The organism is Arthrobacter sp. B3I4 (assembly GCF_030816855.1).
Taxonomy (GTDB): Bacteria; Actinomycetota; Actinomycetes; order Actinomycetales; family Micrococcaceae; genus Arthrobacter.
Genome location: NZ_JAUSYK010000001.1, coordinates 3,243,730 through 3,261,309 on the forward strand (window position 1 = coordinate 3,243,730; position 17,580 = coordinate 3,261,309).

At 68.3% G+C, this 17,580-nt stretch carries 15 protein-coding genes; 4 read left to right on the forward strand and 11 right to left on the reverse strand.

The features are described 5' to 3' along the window. Window positions 1–36: 36 nt before the first annotated feature. Together QFZ61_RS15385 and tdh are read right to left on the reverse strand one after the other, a co-directional pair. Entirely contained in the window at window positions 37–1,248 is a 1,212-nt protein-coding gene (locus QFZ61_RS15385) for a glycine C-acetyltransferase (protein ID WP_307037471.1), read from the reverse strand. 57 nt (window positions 1,249–1,305) lie between these two features. Further along, the gene (tdh, locus tag QFZ61_RS15390) at window positions 1,306–2,352 is read right to left on the reverse strand and encodes an L-threonine 3-dehydrogenase (RefSeq protein ID WP_307037473.1); all 1,047 of its coding nucleotides are present in this window, start codon (window positions 2,350–2,352) and stop codon (window positions 1,306–1,308) included. 118 nt (window positions 2,353–2,470) lie between these two features. Between tdh and QFZ61_RS15395 the strand changes: the two genes are divergently transcribed. Next, window positions 2,471–3,385 carry a LysR family transcriptional regulator gene (locus QFZ61_RS15395; protein ID WP_307037475.1) on the forward strand — a complete coding sequence of 305 codons (915 nt, stop codon included), beginning with the start codon at window positions 2,471–2,473 and terminating at the stop codon, window positions 3,383–3,385. On the opposite strand, the gene gatB is transcribed toward QFZ61_RS15395, so the two are convergent. From gatB to gatC, 3 genes are read right to left on the reverse strand one after another with little or no spacing between them, the layout of a single operon-like run. After that, window positions 3,382–4,887: an Asp-tRNA(Asn)/Glu-tRNA(Gln) amidotransferase subunit GatB gene (gatB, locus tag QFZ61_RS15400; protein ID WP_307037477.1), complete on the reverse strand. Its 1,506-nt coding sequence runs from the start codon at window positions 4,885–4,887 to the stop codon at window positions 3,382–3,384. The genes QFZ61_RS15395 and gatB overlap by 4 nt on opposite strands. Further along, complete coding sequence (gene gatA, locus QFZ61_RS15405) at window positions 4,887–6,482, reverse strand: Asp-tRNA(Asn)/Glu-tRNA(Gln) amidotransferase subunit GatA (protein WP_307037479.1); 1,596 nt, start codon at window positions 6,480–6,482, stop codon at window positions 4,887–4,889. Before gatA ends, gatB begins: the two co-directional genes overlap by 1 nt. 4 nt (window positions 6,483–6,486) lie before the next feature. Continuing rightward, window positions 6,487–6,783, reverse strand: a complete 297-nt coding sequence (gene gatC / locus QFZ61_RS15410; RefSeq protein WP_307037481.1) for an Asp-tRNA(Asn)/Glu-tRNA(Gln) amidotransferase subunit GatC — start codon at window positions 6,781–6,783, stop codon at window positions 6,487–6,489. Window positions 6,784–7,125: 342 nt separating this feature from the next. Between gatC and rox the strand changes: the two genes are divergently transcribed. Then, window positions 7,126–8,547 (forward strand): rifampin monooxygenase, encoded by a 1,422-nt coding sequence (gene rox / locus QFZ61_RS15415; protein ID WP_373427207.1) that lies wholly within the window; start codon window positions 7,126–7,128, stop codon window positions 8,545–8,547. 56 nt (window positions 8,548–8,603) lie between these two features. Here rox and QFZ61_RS15420 read toward each other — a convergent pair whose 3' ends face one another. Continuing rightward, window positions 8,604–10,055 (reverse strand): CitMHS family transporter, encoded by a 1,452-nt coding sequence (locus tag QFZ61_RS15420; protein ID WP_307037484.1) that lies wholly within the window; start codon window positions 10,053–10,055, stop codon window positions 8,604–8,606. A gap of 180 nt (window positions 10,056–10,235) precedes the next feature. Here QFZ61_RS15420 and QFZ61_RS15425 point away from each other — a divergent pair, with 180 nt between their 5' ends. Both QFZ61_RS15425 and QFZ61_RS15430 read left to right on the forward strand, forming a co-directional pair. Beyond that, on the forward strand, window positions 10,236–12,011 hold the full coding sequence (locus QFZ61_RS15425) for an ATP-binding protein (protein ID WP_307037486.1): 1,776 nt from the start codon (window positions 10,236–10,238) through the stop codon (window positions 12,009–12,011). Next, on the forward strand, window positions 12,004–12,678 hold the full coding sequence (locus QFZ61_RS15430; protein WP_307037488.1) for a response regulator: 675 nt from the start codon (window positions 12,004–12,006) through the stop codon (window positions 12,676–12,678). The genes QFZ61_RS15425 and QFZ61_RS15430 overlap by 8 nt, the downstream gene beginning before the upstream one ends. Window positions 12,679–12,715: 37 nt before the next feature. On the opposite strand, the gene QFZ61_RS15435 is transcribed toward QFZ61_RS15430, so the two are convergent. The 5 genes from QFZ61_RS15435 to QFZ61_RS15455 form a co-directional block, all read right to left on the reverse strand. Beyond that, window positions 12,716–13,237, reverse strand: coding sequence for a hypothetical protein (locus QFZ61_RS15435; RefSeq protein ID WP_307037490.1), 522 nt, complete (start codon window positions 13,235–13,237; stop codon window positions 12,716–12,718). Window positions 13,238–13,345: 108 nt separating this feature from the next. After that, entirely contained in the window at window positions 13,346–13,849 is a 504-nt protein-coding gene (locus QFZ61_RS15440) for a GNAT family N-acetyltransferase (RefSeq protein WP_307037492.1), read from the reverse strand. 113 nt (window positions 13,850–13,962) lie between these two features. Further along, the gene (locus tag QFZ61_RS15445; protein ID WP_307037493.1) at window positions 13,963–14,793 is read right to left on the reverse strand and encodes an inositol monophosphatase family protein; all 831 of its coding nucleotides are present in this window, start codon (window positions 14,791–14,793) and stop codon (window positions 13,963–13,965) included. Continuing rightward, complete coding sequence (ligA, locus tag QFZ61_RS15450) at window positions 14,790–17,120, reverse strand: NAD-dependent DNA ligase LigA (RefSeq protein ID WP_307037495.1); 2,331 nt, start codon at window positions 17,118–17,120, stop codon at window positions 14,790–14,792. Before ligA ends, QFZ61_RS15445 begins: the two co-directional genes overlap by 4 nt. A gap of 98 nt (window positions 17,121–17,218) precedes the next feature. Beyond that, window positions 17,219–17,485: a hypothetical protein gene (locus tag QFZ61_RS15455; protein WP_307037497.1), complete on the reverse strand. Its 267-nt coding sequence runs from the start codon at window positions 17,483–17,485 to the stop codon at window positions 17,219–17,221. Window positions 17,486–17,580: the final 95 nt, after the last annotated feature.

Below are 17,580 nucleotides of genomic sequence, written 5' to 3' on the forward strand. Positions count from 1 at the left end.
GGCAGGCGGTCCCGTCAGCAGTTCCGCACGGAGCCCTTAGTCGGCGGCCACCACGTCCCGGCTGCGGACGAACGCCTGGACGCAGCTCTCGACGTCGTCCGCGCTGTGCGCAGCGGAGAGTTGTACGCGGATCCGGGCCGCGCCCTTCGGCACAACCGGGTAGCTGAACGCGGTGACAAAGACGCCGTTGGCGAGCATGGCGTCCGCCACCTTGGCGGCCATCACGGCGTCGCCGAACATGACCGGAACGATGGCGTGCTCGCCGTCGAGCAGTTCGAAGCCTTCCTCACCCATCCGGCGGCGGAAGAGTTCGGCGTTGGCGAAGAGTTTGCTGCGCAGTTCACCGGAGTTCTCGACCAGGTCCAGGGCCTTCAGCGTGGCGGCGACGATGGCCGGGGCCAGCGAGTTGGAGAACAGGTAGGGGCGCGCTTTCTGCCGGAGCATGGCGACGATTTCCCGCCGGCCGGAGACGTAGCCGCCGGAGGCTCCGCCCAGGGCCTTGCCAAAAGTGCCGGTGTAAATGTCGACACGGTCCGAGACGCCCGCGTGCTCCGGGGTGCCGGCGCCGGTGGCGCCCATGAAACCGACAGCGTGCGAGTCGTCGACCATGACCATGGCGTCATATTTCTCGGCCAGGTCGCAGATTGCCTCGAGCGGGGCGAGGAAACCGTCCATCGAGAAGACGCCGTCGGTGACGATGATTTTCCGACGCGCCGGGTTCTCCTGGGTGGTGGCTTCGATCAGCCGCGACTCCAGGTCCGCCATGTCCTGGTTGGCGTAGCGGAAGCGCTGGGCCTTGCACAGCCGGATCCCGTCGATGATGGAGGCGTGGTTGAGCGCATCGGAGATGACGGCGTCTTCCGGCCCGAACAGGGACTCGAACACGCCGCCGTTGGCGTCAAAGCAGCTGGAGAACAGGATGGTGTCCTCGGTGCCGAGGAACTTCGACACGCGCTCCTCGAGGGCCAGGTGCAGGTCCTGGGTGCCGCAGATGAAACGCACGCTGGCCATCCCGAAGCCGCGTTCATCCATGGCGGCCTTGGCGGCGGCGATGATCTCGGGGTGGTCGGCGAGGCCGAGGTAGTTGTTGGCGCAGAAGTTCAGCACGTCCGCACTGCCCTGCCCGATCTGGCCGGCCTTGATGTGGTTGGCCTGCGGCGAGTCGATGTGTCGTTCGGTCTTGAACAAGCCGGCGCCGCGGATCTCATCGAGCTCGTGCTGCAGCTGGTCCTTGATGGCTGAATACATGGGTTGCGCTCCTCAGCTGGGGTGAATTTGTGTACGGTACCGGAAAAGCGGCGCGGCCTAGAAGCCGGTCCAGTCGAGCACGACTTTGCCGCCGACACCGGCGCGCGCAATTTCGAAGCCCTTTTCCCAGTCGGCGGCGGGCAGGGAGTCGGTGACGACGGCGGCGATGTTCGCGTGCAGCACCGGGTTCGAGGAAAGCATGGCGCTCATGGCGTACCAGGTTTCGAACATTTCGCGGCCATAGATGCCCTTCATGGTCAGCATGTGCGTGACCACTTTGCCCCAGTTGATGTCGATGGACTGGCTGGGCAGCCCGAGCATCGCGATCCGGCCGCCGTGGTTCATGTTGTCGATCATCTCCGGCAGCGCCGTCGGGTGGCCGGACATCTCCATGCCGATGTCGAAGCCCTCGCGCATTCCCAGTTCGCGCTGGGCATCCTTGACCCGCGTGGTGGAGACGTCGATGGCCAGGTCGACGCCGAGCTGGCGGGCCAGCTCCAGGCGCGGCGCGGAAACGTCGGTGATGGCAATCTTGCGGGCTCCGGCGTGGCGGGCGACGGCGATCGCCATCAGGCCGATGGGCCCGGCGCCGGTGATCAGCACGTCCTCGCCGACCAGCGGGAAGCTCAGTGCGGTGTGGACGGCGTTTCCGAACGGGTCGAAGATCGCCCCGAGTTCCGGGGTGACCGAGGGATCGTGGTGGACCCAGACGTTGGTTTCCGGAATGACGACGTATTCAGCGAACGCGCCGTCGCGCTGGACGCCGACGCTGACCGTGTGGATGCACATCTGCTTGCGTCCGGCGCGGCAGTTGCGGCAGATCCCGCAGACGATGTGGCCCTCGCCGGAGACCCGGTCGCCGACCTTGACGTCCAGGACGTCCTCGCCGATCTCGACGACTTCGCCGTAGAACTCGTGGCCGGCGATCAGCGGAGTGTTGATCATGCCCTGGGCCCAGGCGTCCCAGGACTGGATGTGCAGGTCCGTTCCGCAGATCCCGGTGGTCATCACCCGGATTTTGACGTCTCCGGCCCCGGGTTCCGGTTCGGGGCGGTCGACGAGTTCAAATCCCGCGTGGGCGCCGGACTTGTAGAGAGCCTTCATGGCCTGCCTATCTGTGGTGTGGGACAACTCACCTCATTAGACCCGCCGCAAAGCGTTAGCACAACCGTGATCTTCTCAATCGACGATTTAGCTTTCTCTTGCCCATAGGATGGGGGTTATGGAGATCCACCAGCTTGAAATGCTCCGCGAACTCGGTGCCCTGGGCAGCGTGAAGGCGGTCGCGGAAACGCTGCTCGTCACACCGTCCGCGGTGTCACAGCAGCTGGCGGCCCTGCAGAAATCGGTGGAGGTCCCGCTGACCCGTAAAGAGGGCCGGAACCTGGTGCTGACCGAGGCGGGGCAGGTGCTCGCCGACGCCGGCGCCGCCGTCGTGAGCGCAATGGCGGACGCCCGGACGGCGATCGGCGCCTACCACGGCTCGCCTGTGGCGCCGGTGACGCTGAGCGGTTTCCACAGTGCCGGGCAAGCCCTGTTCGCTCCGCTTGCCCGGCTCCTGGCCGAGCCCGGGCAGCCGAAGATCCAGCTCTCCGACGAGGACGTCGCCCAGCAGGATTTTCCGGCGCTGACCGCTCGGTATGACCTGGTCCTGGCCCACCGGATGGACCACAGTCCGCGGTGGCCCGTGGAGCGGGTGGCGGTGATCCCGCTGGCGCACGAACCGCTGGATGTGGCCCTGCCGGCAGGGCACCGGCTCGCCGGCCAGCCCGCGGTGACCGCGGACGACGTCGTCGGCGAACCGTGGGTGACCAGCCACACCGGCTACTCCCCCGCGGATGTGCTCTCCGCCGTCGCCGCGGTCTCCAGCCGCGAGCTGAACATCGTGCACCGGATCAACGACTACTCCACCGTCGCGGCGCTGGTGGCAGCCGGCAGTGTGATCGGACTGCTGCCGCGGTACACCGCACGGCCGGTGCTGAACCCCGAGATCGTGCTGAAACCGCTCGAGGGCATCAGCACGCGGCGGCGGATCGATATCCTGGCCCGGCCGGAAAACCTTAAACGCAAATCGGTCATGATGGTCTGCGATGCGCTGCAGACCATCATGACCGACCTTGTGGGCGGCGAGGACTAGCCTTCGACGCCGAGGCGTTCCAGGATCAGTTCCTTGACCCGGCCGGCGTCGGCCTGGCCGCGGGTTGCCTTCATGACGCCGCCGACGATCGCGCCGATCGCCTGGAGCTTGCCGGCGCGGATCTTGTCCGCGACGCCGGGCTGCGCGGCGATGACCGCGTCGATGGCTTCCAGCAGCGGGCCGTCGTCGGAGACCACGGCGAGGCCGCGCTGCTCGACGATTTCCGCCGGAGTGCCCTCGCCGGCGAGCACGCCGTCCAGGACCTCGGAGGCCATCTTGTTGTTGATCTTGCCGTCCTCGACCATCTTGTTCAGTTCCACGATGGTCGCCGGCTTGACGCCGAGCTGGCCGGGGTCGACGTCGGCGTTCTTGGCTCGCCCGACGATCTCGCCCATCCACCACTTGCGGGCCACCGTGGCGGTGGCGCCGGCGGCGATGGTTTCCTCGATTTCATCCAGCACGCCGGCGTTGACGACGTCGCGGAACTCCAGGTCGGAGTAGCCCCAGTCGGCCTGCAGGCGCTTGCGGCGGGCCGCCGGCGGCTCGGGCAGGGTGGCGCGGAGCTCCTCGACCCATTCACGCGAGGCGACGATCGGGACCAGGTCCGGTTCCGGGAAGTAGCGGTAGTCGTCGGCGTCGGACTTCGGCCGGCCCGACGTGGTGGAGCGGGTGTCCTCGTGCCAGTGCCGGGTTTCCTGGATCACCGGCAGGCCCGAGTCCAGCACGGCGGCGTGCCGCTGGATCTCGTAACGGACGGCGTGCTCGACGGCGCGCAGCGAGTTCACGTTCTTGGTCTCCGAGCGGATGCCGAACCGTTCACGGCCGTGCGGGCGCAACGAAACGTTGGCATCGCAGCGGACGTTGCCGCGTTCCATTTTCGCGTCCGAGACGCCGAGGTTCTTGACGATTTCGCGGACCGCGGCGACGTAGGCCTTGGCCAGTTCGGGGGCCCGGCTGCCGGCGCCCTCGATCGGCTTGGTGACGATTTCGACCAGCGGCACGCCCGAGCGGTTGTAGTCCACCAGCGAGTAGTCCGCGCCCTGGATGCGGCCGGCGGCGCCGCCCATGTGGGTGAGCTTGCCGGCGTCCTCCTCCATGTGGGCGCGTTCGATCTCGACGCGGAAGACGGTGCCGTCGGAGAGTTCGATGTCCAGGTAGCCGTCGTACGCGATCGGCTCGTCGTACTGGGAGGTCTGGAAATTTTTCGGGGTGTCCGGGTAGAAGTAGTTCTTCCGGGCGAAGCGGCAGGTCTCGGCGATCTTGCAGTTCAGCGCCAGGCCGATCTTGATCGAGGATTCGATCGCTGTCTTGTTCACCACCGGCAGCACGCCGGGCAGCCCCAGGTCCACCTCGTTGACGTTGGTGTTCGGCTCGTCGCCGAAGACGTTCGGCGCGGAGGAGAACATCTTCGTCTTGGTGTTGAGCTCCACGTGGACCTCGAAGCCCAGGACCGGGTCGTACTTCTCCATCGCCTCTTCGAAGCTGAGGGTTGCGTCAGTCATTAGTGGGAACCTCCGTGGCTCAGGGCGGCGTCGGCCGAAGAAGCAACGGCAGAAGAATCGGTCAGGTCGGGGGCCGTCAAAGAAGGGGCCTTCTCCAGCAGGGGCCCGCCCCACTGCGCCTCGAGCAGCGACTCGAGCACGGCGCCGACGCGGTAGAGCCTGGCGTCCTGTCGGGCCGGGGCCAACAGCTGCACGCCCACAGGCAGGCCGTCCTCGTCGGCAAGGCCGCCGGGCAGGGACAGTCCGGGGACGCCCGCCATGTTGGCCGGGATGGTGGCGACGTCGTTTAGGTACATCGCCAGCGGGTCGTTGAGCTTCTCGCCGAGCTTGAACGCCGTCGTCGGCGCCGTCGGGGAGATCAGCACATCGGCCTGCTCGAACGCGGCGTCGAAGTCGCGCTGGATCAGGGTGCGCACCTTCTGGGCCGAGCCGTAGTAGGCATCGTAGTAGCCGGCGCTGAGCGCGTAGGTGCCTAGGATGATGCGGCGCTTGACCTCATCGCCGAAACCGGCGGCGCGGGTGGCGCCCATGACGCGTTCGATCGTCAGCGGGCCCTCTTCGGGCAGCGCGCGCAGGCCGAACCGGACGCCGTCGAACTTGGCGAGGTTGGAGGAGGCCTCAGACGGCATGATCAGGTAGTAGGCGCCCAGGGCGTACTTGAAGTTCGGGCAGGAGACCTCGACGATCTCGGCGCCGGCGCCCTTGAGCAGCTCCAAGGCCTCGTTGAAGCGGTTTTCGACGCCGGCTTGGTAGCCCTCGCCGTGGAGTTCCTTGATGATGCCGATCTTCATGCCCTCGATGTTGCCGGTCCGGGCCGCGGCGACCAGGTCCTCGAGCGGGTCCGGCAGCGAGGTGGAGTCGCGCGGATCGTGGCCGCCGATCACCGAGTGCAGCAGGGCCGAGTCCAGCACCGTGCGCGAAACCGGGCCGATCTGGTCCAGCGAGGAGGCCATCGCGATCGCTCCATAGCGGGAGACGCCGCCGTAGGTCGGCTTGACGCCGACGGTGCCGGTGACGGCGCCGGGCTGGCGGATGGAGCCGCCGGTGTCCGTGCCGAGGGCCAGCGGGGCTTCGAAAGCGGCCACGGCTGCAGCGGAGCCGCCGCCCGAGCCGCCGGGGATGCGGTCCAGGTCCCACGGGTTGCGGGTGGGGCCGAACGCGGAGTGCTCGGTGGAGGAGCCCATGGCGAACTCGTCCAGGTTGGTCTTGCCCAGGATCGGCATCTTGGCGGCGCGGAGGCGCTCCACCACGGTGGCGTCGTAAGGGCTGTGCCAGCCTTCAAGGATTTTGGAGCCGGCAGTCGTGGGCTGGCCGACGGTGACGATCAGGTCCTTGACCGCGATCGGCACACCGGCGAGCACGTGCAGTGCCTCGGCGGCGGCACCGCCGGCGGCGCGGATCGCGTCCACCTCGGCGGCGACGGCGAGGGCTTCCTCGGCGTTGACGTGCAGGAAGGCGTTGACCTGGCCGTCGACGGCGGCGATGCGGTCAAGGTGCGCCTGGACGACCTCGACGGCGGTGACCTCGCGGGCGGCAAGCTTCTCGGCGAGCGCGGCGGCGGACAGGCGGAAGAGTTCGGAGTGGGTTTCAGTCATGGTCTTAGTCCTCATCCAGGATGGCCGGGACCTTGAAGCGGCCCTCGAACGCGTCGGGGGCGCCGGAGAGCGACTGCTCGGCGGTGAACGTGTGGCCCACAACGTCCTCGCGGAAGACGTTGGTCAGCGGCAGCGGGTGCGAGGTGGCCGGGACGTCGTCACCGGCGGCTTCACTGACGGACTTAACCGAATCGACGATGACGGCGAGCTCGCCGGCCATCCTGTCCAGCTCTTCAGCACTCATCTCGATGTGCGCGAGACGCGCGAGATGCGCGACGTCGTCGCGGTTGATCGCAGCCATGGATCTCCCCTGCAAGGTTCGGATTATTTTTCCGTCCCAGTCTACGTGGGTTCGCATGGTCCCGACGGACGACGCCGAGTGGGCAGTTCGCGGCAATGTTCCGCCCCGCCACTGCCGTGAACTGCGAACTCGGGAGCCTGCCACTTTCAGGATACGGCCCGCCACGGGGCTTGCCGCAAGGCCCCCGGCGGGGACGAAAATGGGTGGCTGCGGTAACAGTGCCTGCGAACAAACGGGCCGGCGCGGCCAGCGGGCAAACGCGGAACCGCGGGCCGGAAAGTGGGATGCGGAGTGGGACAGAACACATACGAAGTGATCATCAGCGGCGGCGGACCGACCGGGATGATGCTGGCCAGCGAGCTGCGCCTGCACAACGTGGACGTGCTGGTGCTGGAAAAGGACCGGACGCCATCCAGCACGGTGCGCTCGCTCGGCCTGCATGTGCGCAGCATCGAGATCATGGACCAGCGCGGGCTGTTGGACCGGTTCCTCGCGCACGGACAGCAGTATGAGCAAGGAGTCGGCGCGTTTGCCGGGATCGGCAGCCCCAGGCCGGTGGCTCTGGAAACCGCGCACGGCTACATCCTCGGCATTCCCCAGCCGGTTACCGACCGCCTCCTGGCCGAACGGACCGCTGAACTCGGCGCGGACATTCGCCGGGGTTGCGAACTGACGGGGATCGGGCAGGACCAGGACGGGGTAAGAGTTGAGCTCAGCGATGGTACCCGGCTCCGCTCACAATGGCTGGTCGGCTGCGACGGCGGCCGCAGCCTGGTGCGCCGCCTGGCCGGAATCGACTTTCCCGGCGAACCGGCACAAACCGAGTGGCTCCTCGGCGAGGTAGAAGTGACCGCGACCGCAGCCGAACTGGCGCGGGTGGCGGACGAGGTCCGTAAGCGGCACAAGGGCTTCGGCATCGGCCCGGCTGGAAATGGCCTGTACCGGGCCGTCGTACCCGCGGCGGCCGTGGCTGAGGACCGTTCGGTCCCGCCGACGCTGGCGGAATTCCGGACGCAGCTGCGGGCGTACGCCGGCACCGACTTCGGGGTCCATTCACCGCGCTCACTGTCGCGGTTCGGCGATGCCACCCGCCGTGCTGAGCAGTACCGGGCGGGCCGGGTCTTTCTGGCCGGCGACGCCGCGCACGTCCACCCGCCGCTGGGAGGGCAGGGCTTGAATCTCGGCATTCAAGACGCCTTCAATCTCGGCTGGAAACTCGCCGCCGAGGTCCGCGGATGGGCGCCGGCGGGGCTGCTGGACAGCTACTACGCCGAGCGTCATCCGGTCGCCGACGATGTGCTGACCTTGACCCGCGCCCAGAGCGAGTTGATCTCCGCTGAGCCGGGTCCGCAGGCGGTGCGCAGGCTGCTGACGGAGCTGATGGAGTTCGACGACGTCCGCCGCTTCCTGGCCGAGAAAATCACCGCCATCGGGGTCCGCTACGATTTCGGCGAAGGACCGGACCTGCTCGGCAAACGGCTGCGCGACATCGCGTTGTCACGCAGCCGTCTCTACGAGCACACCCGCGAAGGCCGCGGCCTGCTGCTGGATCAGACCGGCGGACTCTCCGTGGCCGGGTGGACGGATCGGATCGACCGCGTCGCAGACGTCAGCAGTGAACTGGACGCGCCTGCGGTCCTGCTTCGGCCGGACGGCCATGTCGCGTGGATCGGCCAGGACCAGAACGACCTGCGCCAACACCTGCCGGCATGGTTCGGAGCCGCCAGAAACGGCGCCGAGCCGGCAGCTCGCGGCAATGTTTGAGACAAACACTGCCGCGAACTGCCGGCTCGCTGGGAAGGGGCCAGCCGCGGAGGGGGTCAGCCGATGCCGATGGCTCCGGTGGCCACTCCGACGCCGAGCATGACCAGGGAGACGACCGCGGTGCGCCAGAGGACCTTTTTGTGGTGGTCGCCGAGGTCCACCTTCGCCAGGGAGACCAGCAGCAGGATGGCCGGGACCAGCGGGCTCTGCAGGTGGAAGGGCTGGCCGGTGATCGAGGCACGGGCCATGTCGGCGGCACCGACGCCGTAGTGGGCGGCGGTTTCGCTCAGGACCGGCAGGACGCCGAAGTAGAAGGCGTCGTTGCTCATGAAGAAGGTCATCGGGATGCTTAGCACTCCGGTGATGACGGCCATCAGCGGGCCCATGTCCGCAGGAATGATCTGGACCAGCCATTCGGACATTGCCTTGACCATGCCCGTGCCGTTGAGAACACCGGTCAGGACCGCGGCGGCCATGACCATGCTGACGACGGCGACGATCGAGGGTGCGTGCGCCACCAGCTGGGCGCCCTGGTCCTTGACCTTGGGGAAGTTGACCAGCAGGGCGATGGCTGCGCCCACCATGAAGACGAACGGCAGCGGAATGATGTTGGCGACCAGCGTCACCATCACCGCCACCGTCAGGGCCAGGTTGAACCAAAACAGCTTGGGCCGCAGGGTCTTGCGGTTGGGGTCCAGCGCGGTGTCCGCCATGGCGGTGTCACGCTCGTCCACGAGCAGGTCGGTGCGCTCCAGCACGGCGACGCCGCCGCCGGTGCCGGTCCCCCGGTCGGTGCCCGCACCGGAACCGGTCCGCCCGGCGTTGCGGCCGGCACCGAAGGCGCCGGTGCCGTCGTCGAACTCAACGCCCTCGGCCCAAATCTCCGGGGCTACCGTGCGCAGCCGGTTGCGTTCCTGCAGGCCCAGCAGCCAGGCGAAGACCAGCACGACAATGAGTCCGGCGATCAGGGACGGGACCATCGGAACGAAGACGTCGTTGACATCGATCTTCAGTGCGGTTGCGGCGCGGGCGGTGGGGCCGCCCCACGGCAGGATGTTCATGGTGCCGTTGGCGAGGCCGGCGACGCAGGTGAGGACCACCGGGCTCATCTTCAGCCGCAGGTAGACCGGCAGCATCGCAGCGGTGGTGAGGATGAAGGTGGTGGAACCGTCGCCGTCAAGCGAGACGGCGGCTGCCAGGATGGCGGTGCCCAGGACCACTTTGGCGGGGTCGTTGCCGAGCTTTCGCAGGATGATGCGGACCAGCGGGTCGAAGAGTCCGACGTCGATCATCAGGCCGAAGTAGATGATGGCGAACATCAGCAAGGCCGCTGTGGAGGTCATGGACTTCATCGAGTCCATGACCAAGGGCCCGATGCCCAGCCCTGCCCCGGCGAAAAGCCCGAAAATCGTGGGGACGATGATGAGCGCCAGTACCGGCGTCAGCTTCTTCGTCATGATCAACACCATGAACACCGCAATCATGGCGAATCCAAGTAATACCAGCACGGCCGGCTCCTTCTTCTGTGGTCCGCACCACTCCGCTGTGATGCGCACTACAGACGTTAGGGTGGCCTGCGTCACGAGGGTGCCTTTGCCGCATTTGATTGGCATACTGCTTGTTGCACGCATTTAGCTCATTTTGCTCACCGCCGTATCGGCGCTGCCGGATTACGAAGGAGGGCCGCCATGAAAGCCCTCAGGCACCGCACTCCCCTGCGGTTCACTACCCAGACGTTGCTGCTGCAGTTGGCCGTAGTGGCCCTGGTGGTACTGCTCAGCAGCGCGGTGCACGCCTGGCTCACCTACGAACGGCTGGGCCGCGAGGCGGAGAACCAGGCGCTCACGCTGGCCCGGACAGTGGCCTCGGACCCTGCGGTAAGGGCCCAAGTCCAGCAGATTAGCGCGCTGCCGGGCACTCCCCCGCGGGCGGAACTGCTCGCCGGTCCGTTAATGGCGGCGGCGGAGGGTGCCCGGGCCCGGACCGGCGCGCTGTTCGTCGTGGTCACCGACGAGACGGGGCTGCGGTTGGCCCACCCCGACGCCGACCGGCTGGGCGAACGCGTCAGCACCGACCCCTCCGAGGCGCTCTCCGGCAAGGAGGTCACCACCCGGAACACTGGAACCCTGGGCCCCTCCGCCGGCGCGAAGGTCCCCGTTTTTGCCCCGGGCTCGGCCGCCGTCGTAGGCGAAGTCAGCGTCGGCTACTCCACCGAGACGATCGGACAGAGCCTGGCCCGTGACATCGTCCCGATCGCCCTGACCGCGGCCGGGGCGCTGCTGGCAGGTGTGCTGGTATCGCTCCTGCTGCGGCGTCGGCTCCGGCGGCTGACCCTGGGGTTGGAACCGGAGGAAATCAGCACCCTGGTCCACGACCAGGTGGCGGTGCTGCAGGGCGTGGACGACGGCGTCGTCGGGGTGTCAGCCGACGGCCGGATCAGCGTCTTCAACGCCGCGGCCCGCCGGATGCTCGGGCAGCCGGACCTGGCCGGGACCCGATGGGCCGACGCCCCGGTACCTGCCCCGCTTAGGGCCCTGACTCGCCCCGACGCGGTCGAGGGGGACGCCGTCGAGGTCCTGGCCGGTGGCCGCATCCTGGTGGCCAGCGCACGGAAGGCGCTGCACGGCCGCGAGGATCTGGGCTGGGTGGTGATGCTTCGGGACCGCACCGAGCTCCAGCAACTGACCCGCCAGCTGGACGCCGTCGGGACCCTGTCCACCGCGCTGCGGGCCCAGCGCCACGAGTTCGCCAACCAGCTGCACACCATCGCCGGTTTCATGAGCATCGGCCAGCACCAGCAGGCCCGCGACTACCTTGCCCGGCTCGCAGCCACCGGGCCGTTGAAGTTCCCGGTGGACCAGGCCGAGCTGCTGCAGGACCCGTACCTGCAGGCCTTCGTCGGCGCGAAGGGCGTGGAGGCGGACGAGCGCGGCGTGAGCCTGCGGCTGGGCCCCGAGACCCTGGTCCGCGGTCAGGTTATCGAGCCGCAGGACGTCACCACGGTGCTGGGGAACCTGATCGACAATGCCGTGAACGCCGCCGTCGCCGGTTCGTCCGCCGACCGGTGGGTGGAGGTCGAGGTGCTGGATGCGCCGGGCGAGGGCGGCGCGGCCGGCACGCTGCACATCATCGTGGGTGATTCCGGTGATGGGCTCCCTGCGGACGGGCACGACGACGGCGGGCACGGTTCCGGCGGCGGCTCCGGCGGCGGAACCGACCCCGGCGCGGAGGCGGTGTTTGCCGAGGGCTTCACCACCGCCCGCCAGCCGGCCCGGGCCGGGGCCGGGCAGGGTCTGGGCTTGGCTCTGGCACGACAGCTGGCCCGCCGCCGCGGCGGCGACGTGACGGTCCTGGAGCGCGGCGCTCCCGGCGGGCCGGGCGCCGTCTTCCTGGCCACCCTGCCGGGGACCACCGCCGGGGCCGGCCTTTCCGGTGACGCTTCCGGAGGAGACGACGATGACTGAAGATTTCCGGGTGCTGATTGTGGACGATGACTTCCACGTCGCCAAGCTCCACGCCGCCTACGTGGATTCAGTTGCCGGATTTCTGGCTCTGGCACCGGCCGGCTCCGCGGCCCAGGCCTTGCAGGCGATCCACAGCCTCCGCCCGGACCTGGTGCTGCTGGATGTCTACCTCCCGGATGCCTCGGGACTGGATCTGCTGCACCAGCTGGATGTGGACACGGTGATCCTGAGCGCCGCCTCCGATGCGGCGTCGATCCGGGTGGCGTTCCGGCGCGGCGCCCTCGGCTACCTGCTGAAACCGTTCACGGCCGAGTCCCTCTCCCAGCAGTTGCGTTCCTACGCCCGCTACCGGCGGATTCTGGCGCAGCCCGGGAATCTCACCCAAGAGACCCTCGAACGCGCCAAGCGCGCCCTTATCCCGGGCGACGTCGCGGCTTCCGCCCGGCCACGTTCCGCGACGGAAGCGGCGGTGCTGGACTCTCTGGAGCCGGGCGAACAGTATTCGGCAGCGGAAGTAGCTGCCCGGGTCGGAGTTTCCCGGGCCACCGCGCAGCGGTATTTGTCCTCGCTGGCGGACGACGGCGCCGTTGACATTCAGTTGCGGTACGGCACGACCGGCCGCCCAGAACACCGCTACTGTGTGCCGCAGGGTTCCGCCGGACAGTGAGTACTGGCCCGTGCACTCCCGGCCAGCGGGTCCCGGCCTAGGTGGTGATGTCCCGGTTCTTGCGGAAGGCGTTGGTGCGGGCGTGGTCGTGGACGCGGTCCATTACCTCGATCTGGGCCCGGCCCTCGGTGATCAGCCGGGTAAAGGTGGACTGCTCAAGCCCCAGCTGCGGAGCCAGCTCCTCCAGGGTCTGCCAGCCGCCGATCTTGCCCAGGAACGCGGCGCGCAGCAGTTCCGATTCCAGCACCAGGGTCATCGGCGAGCGGCTCAACAGCCGGCCGTTCAGCTTCAGGCGGCCCGCGTGCTCTGCCAGCCAGGCTGCAGCCTGACGGTGCGGCCGCTGGCGAATTCCCAGGTCGTGGATCAGCTGGCGGAGCAGGTCGCGTTCCCGGCCGACCTCGGCAGCAAGGCCCGCAATCTCGGAGTGGACCGGGGTGTCGGTGAAATCCTTGGCCATCCGTTCGAGCCGGCTCAGGCCGGCGGTGGCGCCCGTCAGGTGGTCGGACAGATACAGCCCGAGCAGTTGTGCGTCGATGGTCTCGGGGATGTGCGGTGACATGGAACCTCCGGCTGTACTCGTGCTGTTGCAGCGTGCGTCAGGGATGGTGCTCTGCTGCAACCCTACCCGAGCCGGAACCGCGTCGGGCGACCCGTCCTGGCAGGCGGCCTAGAGGTCCAAGCGGTAAACCAAGAGCTTGATGTCCGTGTCCGGGACGAACCAGTCGCGCTCGGGAACGCGCTGGAAGCCGGTCTTCTGGTACAGGCCATGGGCGCTCTCCCAGGTCACCCCGGTGGTCAGCGCCACGCCGGTAACGCCCGGAAGGGTCTTGGCGTGCTCGATGATGGCCTTGACCATGGCCTTGCCGGCGCCGCTGCGCTGGACGGCGGGATCCACCACGAGCATCCGGAATTCCAGCTCGTCCGGCTGCGCGATGTCCGCGTAGGGCTCCCCGGCGACGGCGAGGGTCACCGACCCTACTACCTCGTCATCCCGCTGGGCTACCCAGATGGTTGCGTCCTCGTGCCGCTGGGCGACTTTCTGGATTTGCTGCATGTAGGGGTGGTCGGCGTCCTGGAAGTAGCCGGCGGCCAGGTACGCGTCCCGGGTGATGCGGGCGACGGCGTCGTAGTCGTCAGGGACGGCGGGGCGAATAAGGATCTGCGAATGCACTTATCCATGTTACGCGCGCTGGTGCCCGCGACGGCACCAAGGGCCGGTATCCGTGACCGAGCTATCAGGAGGGCGACGCCGTCCTGACTGTCAGGGCAGGAAAGAGCGGTTGGTTAGAGCGGGAACTTGCCGGACAGTTCCAGAGGCCCGGCGCAGGTCCACGCCGCGAGCCGCTCCTCGTCGGAGGGGCCGCCGTCGAGCACGCTGGTGAGCCGGGGCCGCCGCACCCAGCAGCCTGCCTCTTCGGCGATCAGCGCGCCAGCCGCAAAGTCGTGTTCGTTGAGGCCCCGTTCGCCGTAGGCGTCGTGGGTGCCGTCGGCTACCAAGCAGAGGTCCAGCGCGGCGGATCCCAGCCGTCGGACGTCGGCGAAGCCGCCCATCAGGCCGGCAAGCCCGGCCGCCTGCTCGGCGCGGACCGCCGGATCATAGCTGAAACCCGTCGCCAGGATTTGCCCGGCACGGTCCGGGACGGGTCCGTCGAGCGGCGTCCGCTGCCCGTCTTCCTCCAACCACGCGCCCTGGCCGCGGGAGGCATAGTAGACCCGACGCAGCGCCGGAGCGTGCACGACGCCGGCCAGCCAGGTGCCGTCGGGTGCTGCCACCGCCACCGACGTCGCGTAGTAGACAATGTTGCGGATGAAGTTGGTGGTGCCGTCCAGCGGGTCGACCGACCAGCGGAAGCCGCTAGCGGTGCCGGGCAGCACCGTCCCGCCTTCCTCCCCGGTAATCGCGTCCCCGGGCCGTGCGCGGGTGATGACTTCGCGGACGGCGGCCTCGGCGGCCAGGTCGAACTGGGTGACCCAGTCCCCCACGTCCCCCTTGTTACTGACACCCAGCGTGGCCGTGCTCCGTCCGGCCAGCACCGCTGCTCCGGCGGCGGCGGCCTGCCGGGCGAGTTCCAGGAACGCCGCCGGTTCCGGAAGCTCGGCCGGGCTCGGGCTCACTCCGCGGCTTCCTGGTGGTCTTCGGCGTCGTCCCGGTCTTCGGCGTCGGACGCGTCGGCCGCATCGTCAGCGGTGCCGTCAGCTGCGGAGCCGCCGTCGCTGTCCGCGGCGCCGCCGCCGACGCCGGCCGGGCCGCTGGCGAGCAGCGCCCGGAAGCCGTCCTCGTCCAGTACCGGCAGGCCCAGCTGCTCGGCTTTGTCCAGCTTGGTGCCGGCATTCTCACCCGCCACCACATAGCTGGTGTTTTTGGACACCGACCCTGCGGCCTTACCGCCGCGGACCAGGATGGCTTCCTTGGCCTCGTCCCGGCTGAACCCTTCCAGGCTGCCGGTGACCACCACGGTGAGGCCCTCGAGGGTCCGCGGAGTGGACTCGTCACGCTCGTCTTCCATCCGGACGCCGTCGGCCGCCCAGCTGTCCACGATCTCGCGGTGCCAGTCCTCGGCGAACCATTCCTTCAGCGCCACGGCAATGACCGGGCCGACGCCGTCGACGCCGGCAAGTTCCTCCTCGGAAGCCTGCCGGATCGCGTCCATCGTGCCGAAGGCGGTGGCCAGGGCCCGGGACGCCCGCGGCCCAACGTGCCGGATGGACAGCGCCACGAGGACGCGCCACAGCGGCTGGGTTTTAGCTTTTTCGAGCTCATTGAAGAGCTTTTCCGTGCTCGCGGTCGGTTTGGACGGGCTCTTGGCCGTGCCCTTGGTGTAGAAGTACGGCACCAGTTCGAACTCACCGGTGGCCACTCCCTTGGCGCGTTTTTCCCGGCGGATCCGGACAGCAGCGAGGTCCTCGGGCTTGAGCCGGAACAGCGTCGCTTCGGTGGTGAGCGGCGCGACGGCGGGCTCGGCCGGCTGGGTCAGCGCGATCGCCGCTTCCCAGCCGAGGGCCTCGATGTCGAAGGCGCCGCGGCCGGCCAGGTGGAAAACCCGTTCGCGCAGCTGCGCCGGGCAGGAGCGGGCGTTGGGGCAGCGGATGTCGACATCACCCTCCTTGCCGGGGGCCAGCGGCGTGCCGCAGGACGGGCATTCCGTGGGCATCACGAAGTCGCGCACCGGCGGGTCCTGGGCGTCGCGGAGGGCGAGCACGGGACCGACAATTTCCGGGATGACGTCCCCGGCCTTGCGCAGCACCACGATGTCGCCGATCTTGACACCCTTGGCCTTGACGACGTCCTGGTTGTGCAGGGTGGCCATTCCCACGGTGGAACCGGCCACCTTGACCGGCACCATCACCCCGTACGGGGTGACGCGTCCGGTGCGGCCGACGTTGACGGCAATGTCCAGCAGCTTGGTGTTGACCTCTTCCGGCGGATACTTGTAGGCCACCGCCCAACGCGGCACCCGGGAGGTGTAGCCGAGGGCACGCTGGGTGGCGAAGTCGTCCACCTTGACCACGATGCCGTCGATTTCGTGGCTGAGGCTGTGGCGCTTGTCGCCGTAGCGCTTGATGAAATCCAGCACCTCGGCCAGCCCCGGCAGGACCTCGAAGTACGGGCTGGTGGGCAGGCCCCACTCGGCGAGCTGGCGGTAGGTGTCCGACTGGCTGACCGTTTCAAGGCCTTCGCGGGCGCCGATGCCGTGCACGTACATTTTCAGCGGCCGCTTGGCGGTCTCGGCCGGGTCCTTTTGCCGCAGTGAGCCGGCGGCGGCGTTGCGCGGGTTGGCCAGCGGCGCCTTGCCCTCGGCGATCAGCGCGTCGTTAAACTCCGCGAACGCCTTGGACGGGATGAAAACTTCGCCGCGGATTTCCATCTCGGCGGGAAAGTTGCCGCCCTTGAGCTGCTGCGGGATTTCCTTGATGGTCAGGACGTTGTGCGTGATGTCTTCACCGGTGGTCCCGTCGCCGCGGGTGGCGGCACGGACCAGCACGCCGTCGCGGTAGAGCAGGTTGACGGCGAGGCCGTCGATCTTCAGTTCGGTGAGCCACGACGGCGGGGTGCCGCCGTTGCCGATCTTGGCGATGCCGGCCTCGGCCTTGGCGATCCAGGCCTCGACCTCCTCGACCGAGAACACGTCCTCGAGGCTGTACATCCGGGTCACGTGCTCGACGGCGGCGAACGCGGCGGACACCTCGCCGCCGACTTCCTGGGTGGGCGAGTCGTTGGCCACGAGTTCGGGGTGGGTGGCCTCGATGGTTTCCAGCCGCCGGTAGAGCTCGTCAAACTCGGCGTCGGAGATCAGCGGCGCGTCCTCCTGGTAGTACGCGAAGCGGTGCTTGCGGACCTCTTCGACCAGCGTCTCGTACTCCGCGCGGATGGCCTCGGACGGAACGAGTTCCCCGCGAGGGCTCAGATTTTCAGTGTCTGCTGCAGTCTTCGCTGTGCTCACAGACCTATCCTGCCTTACCAAACCGACATTGTCCGGTCAGGGCCCCAACACGGAACGGCCCGGACGCTGCACGTCCGGGCCGTTCGTTCACTGCGGTACTAGCGGGAGGAAGCGCTCTCCTGATCGCTGGCGTTGCGGGTCGCCTGCTGGCTGGCCTGCTGCAGCGCCTGGGAGACCCGGGTCAGGGCGGCCACATGCTCGCCGTTCCACTCGTTGCGGAACTTGTCCGCGTCCGGGCCCATCCACTGAGTGCCGGCGAGGACCTTGGTCAGCATCGACTTCTGGTTGTCGATCTCCTGCGACCCGGCCTGCAGCTTCGACCCAAGCGCCTTCAGCTGACTGACGTCTGCACCCCAAATAGCCATCGAAAAATCTCCTTAGTTCATCGGACCCGAACACTGTCGGCATCCCCAGCGGCCCCCGGCTGATCCGGAAGATCCAATGCCTAGAACCTACCCTG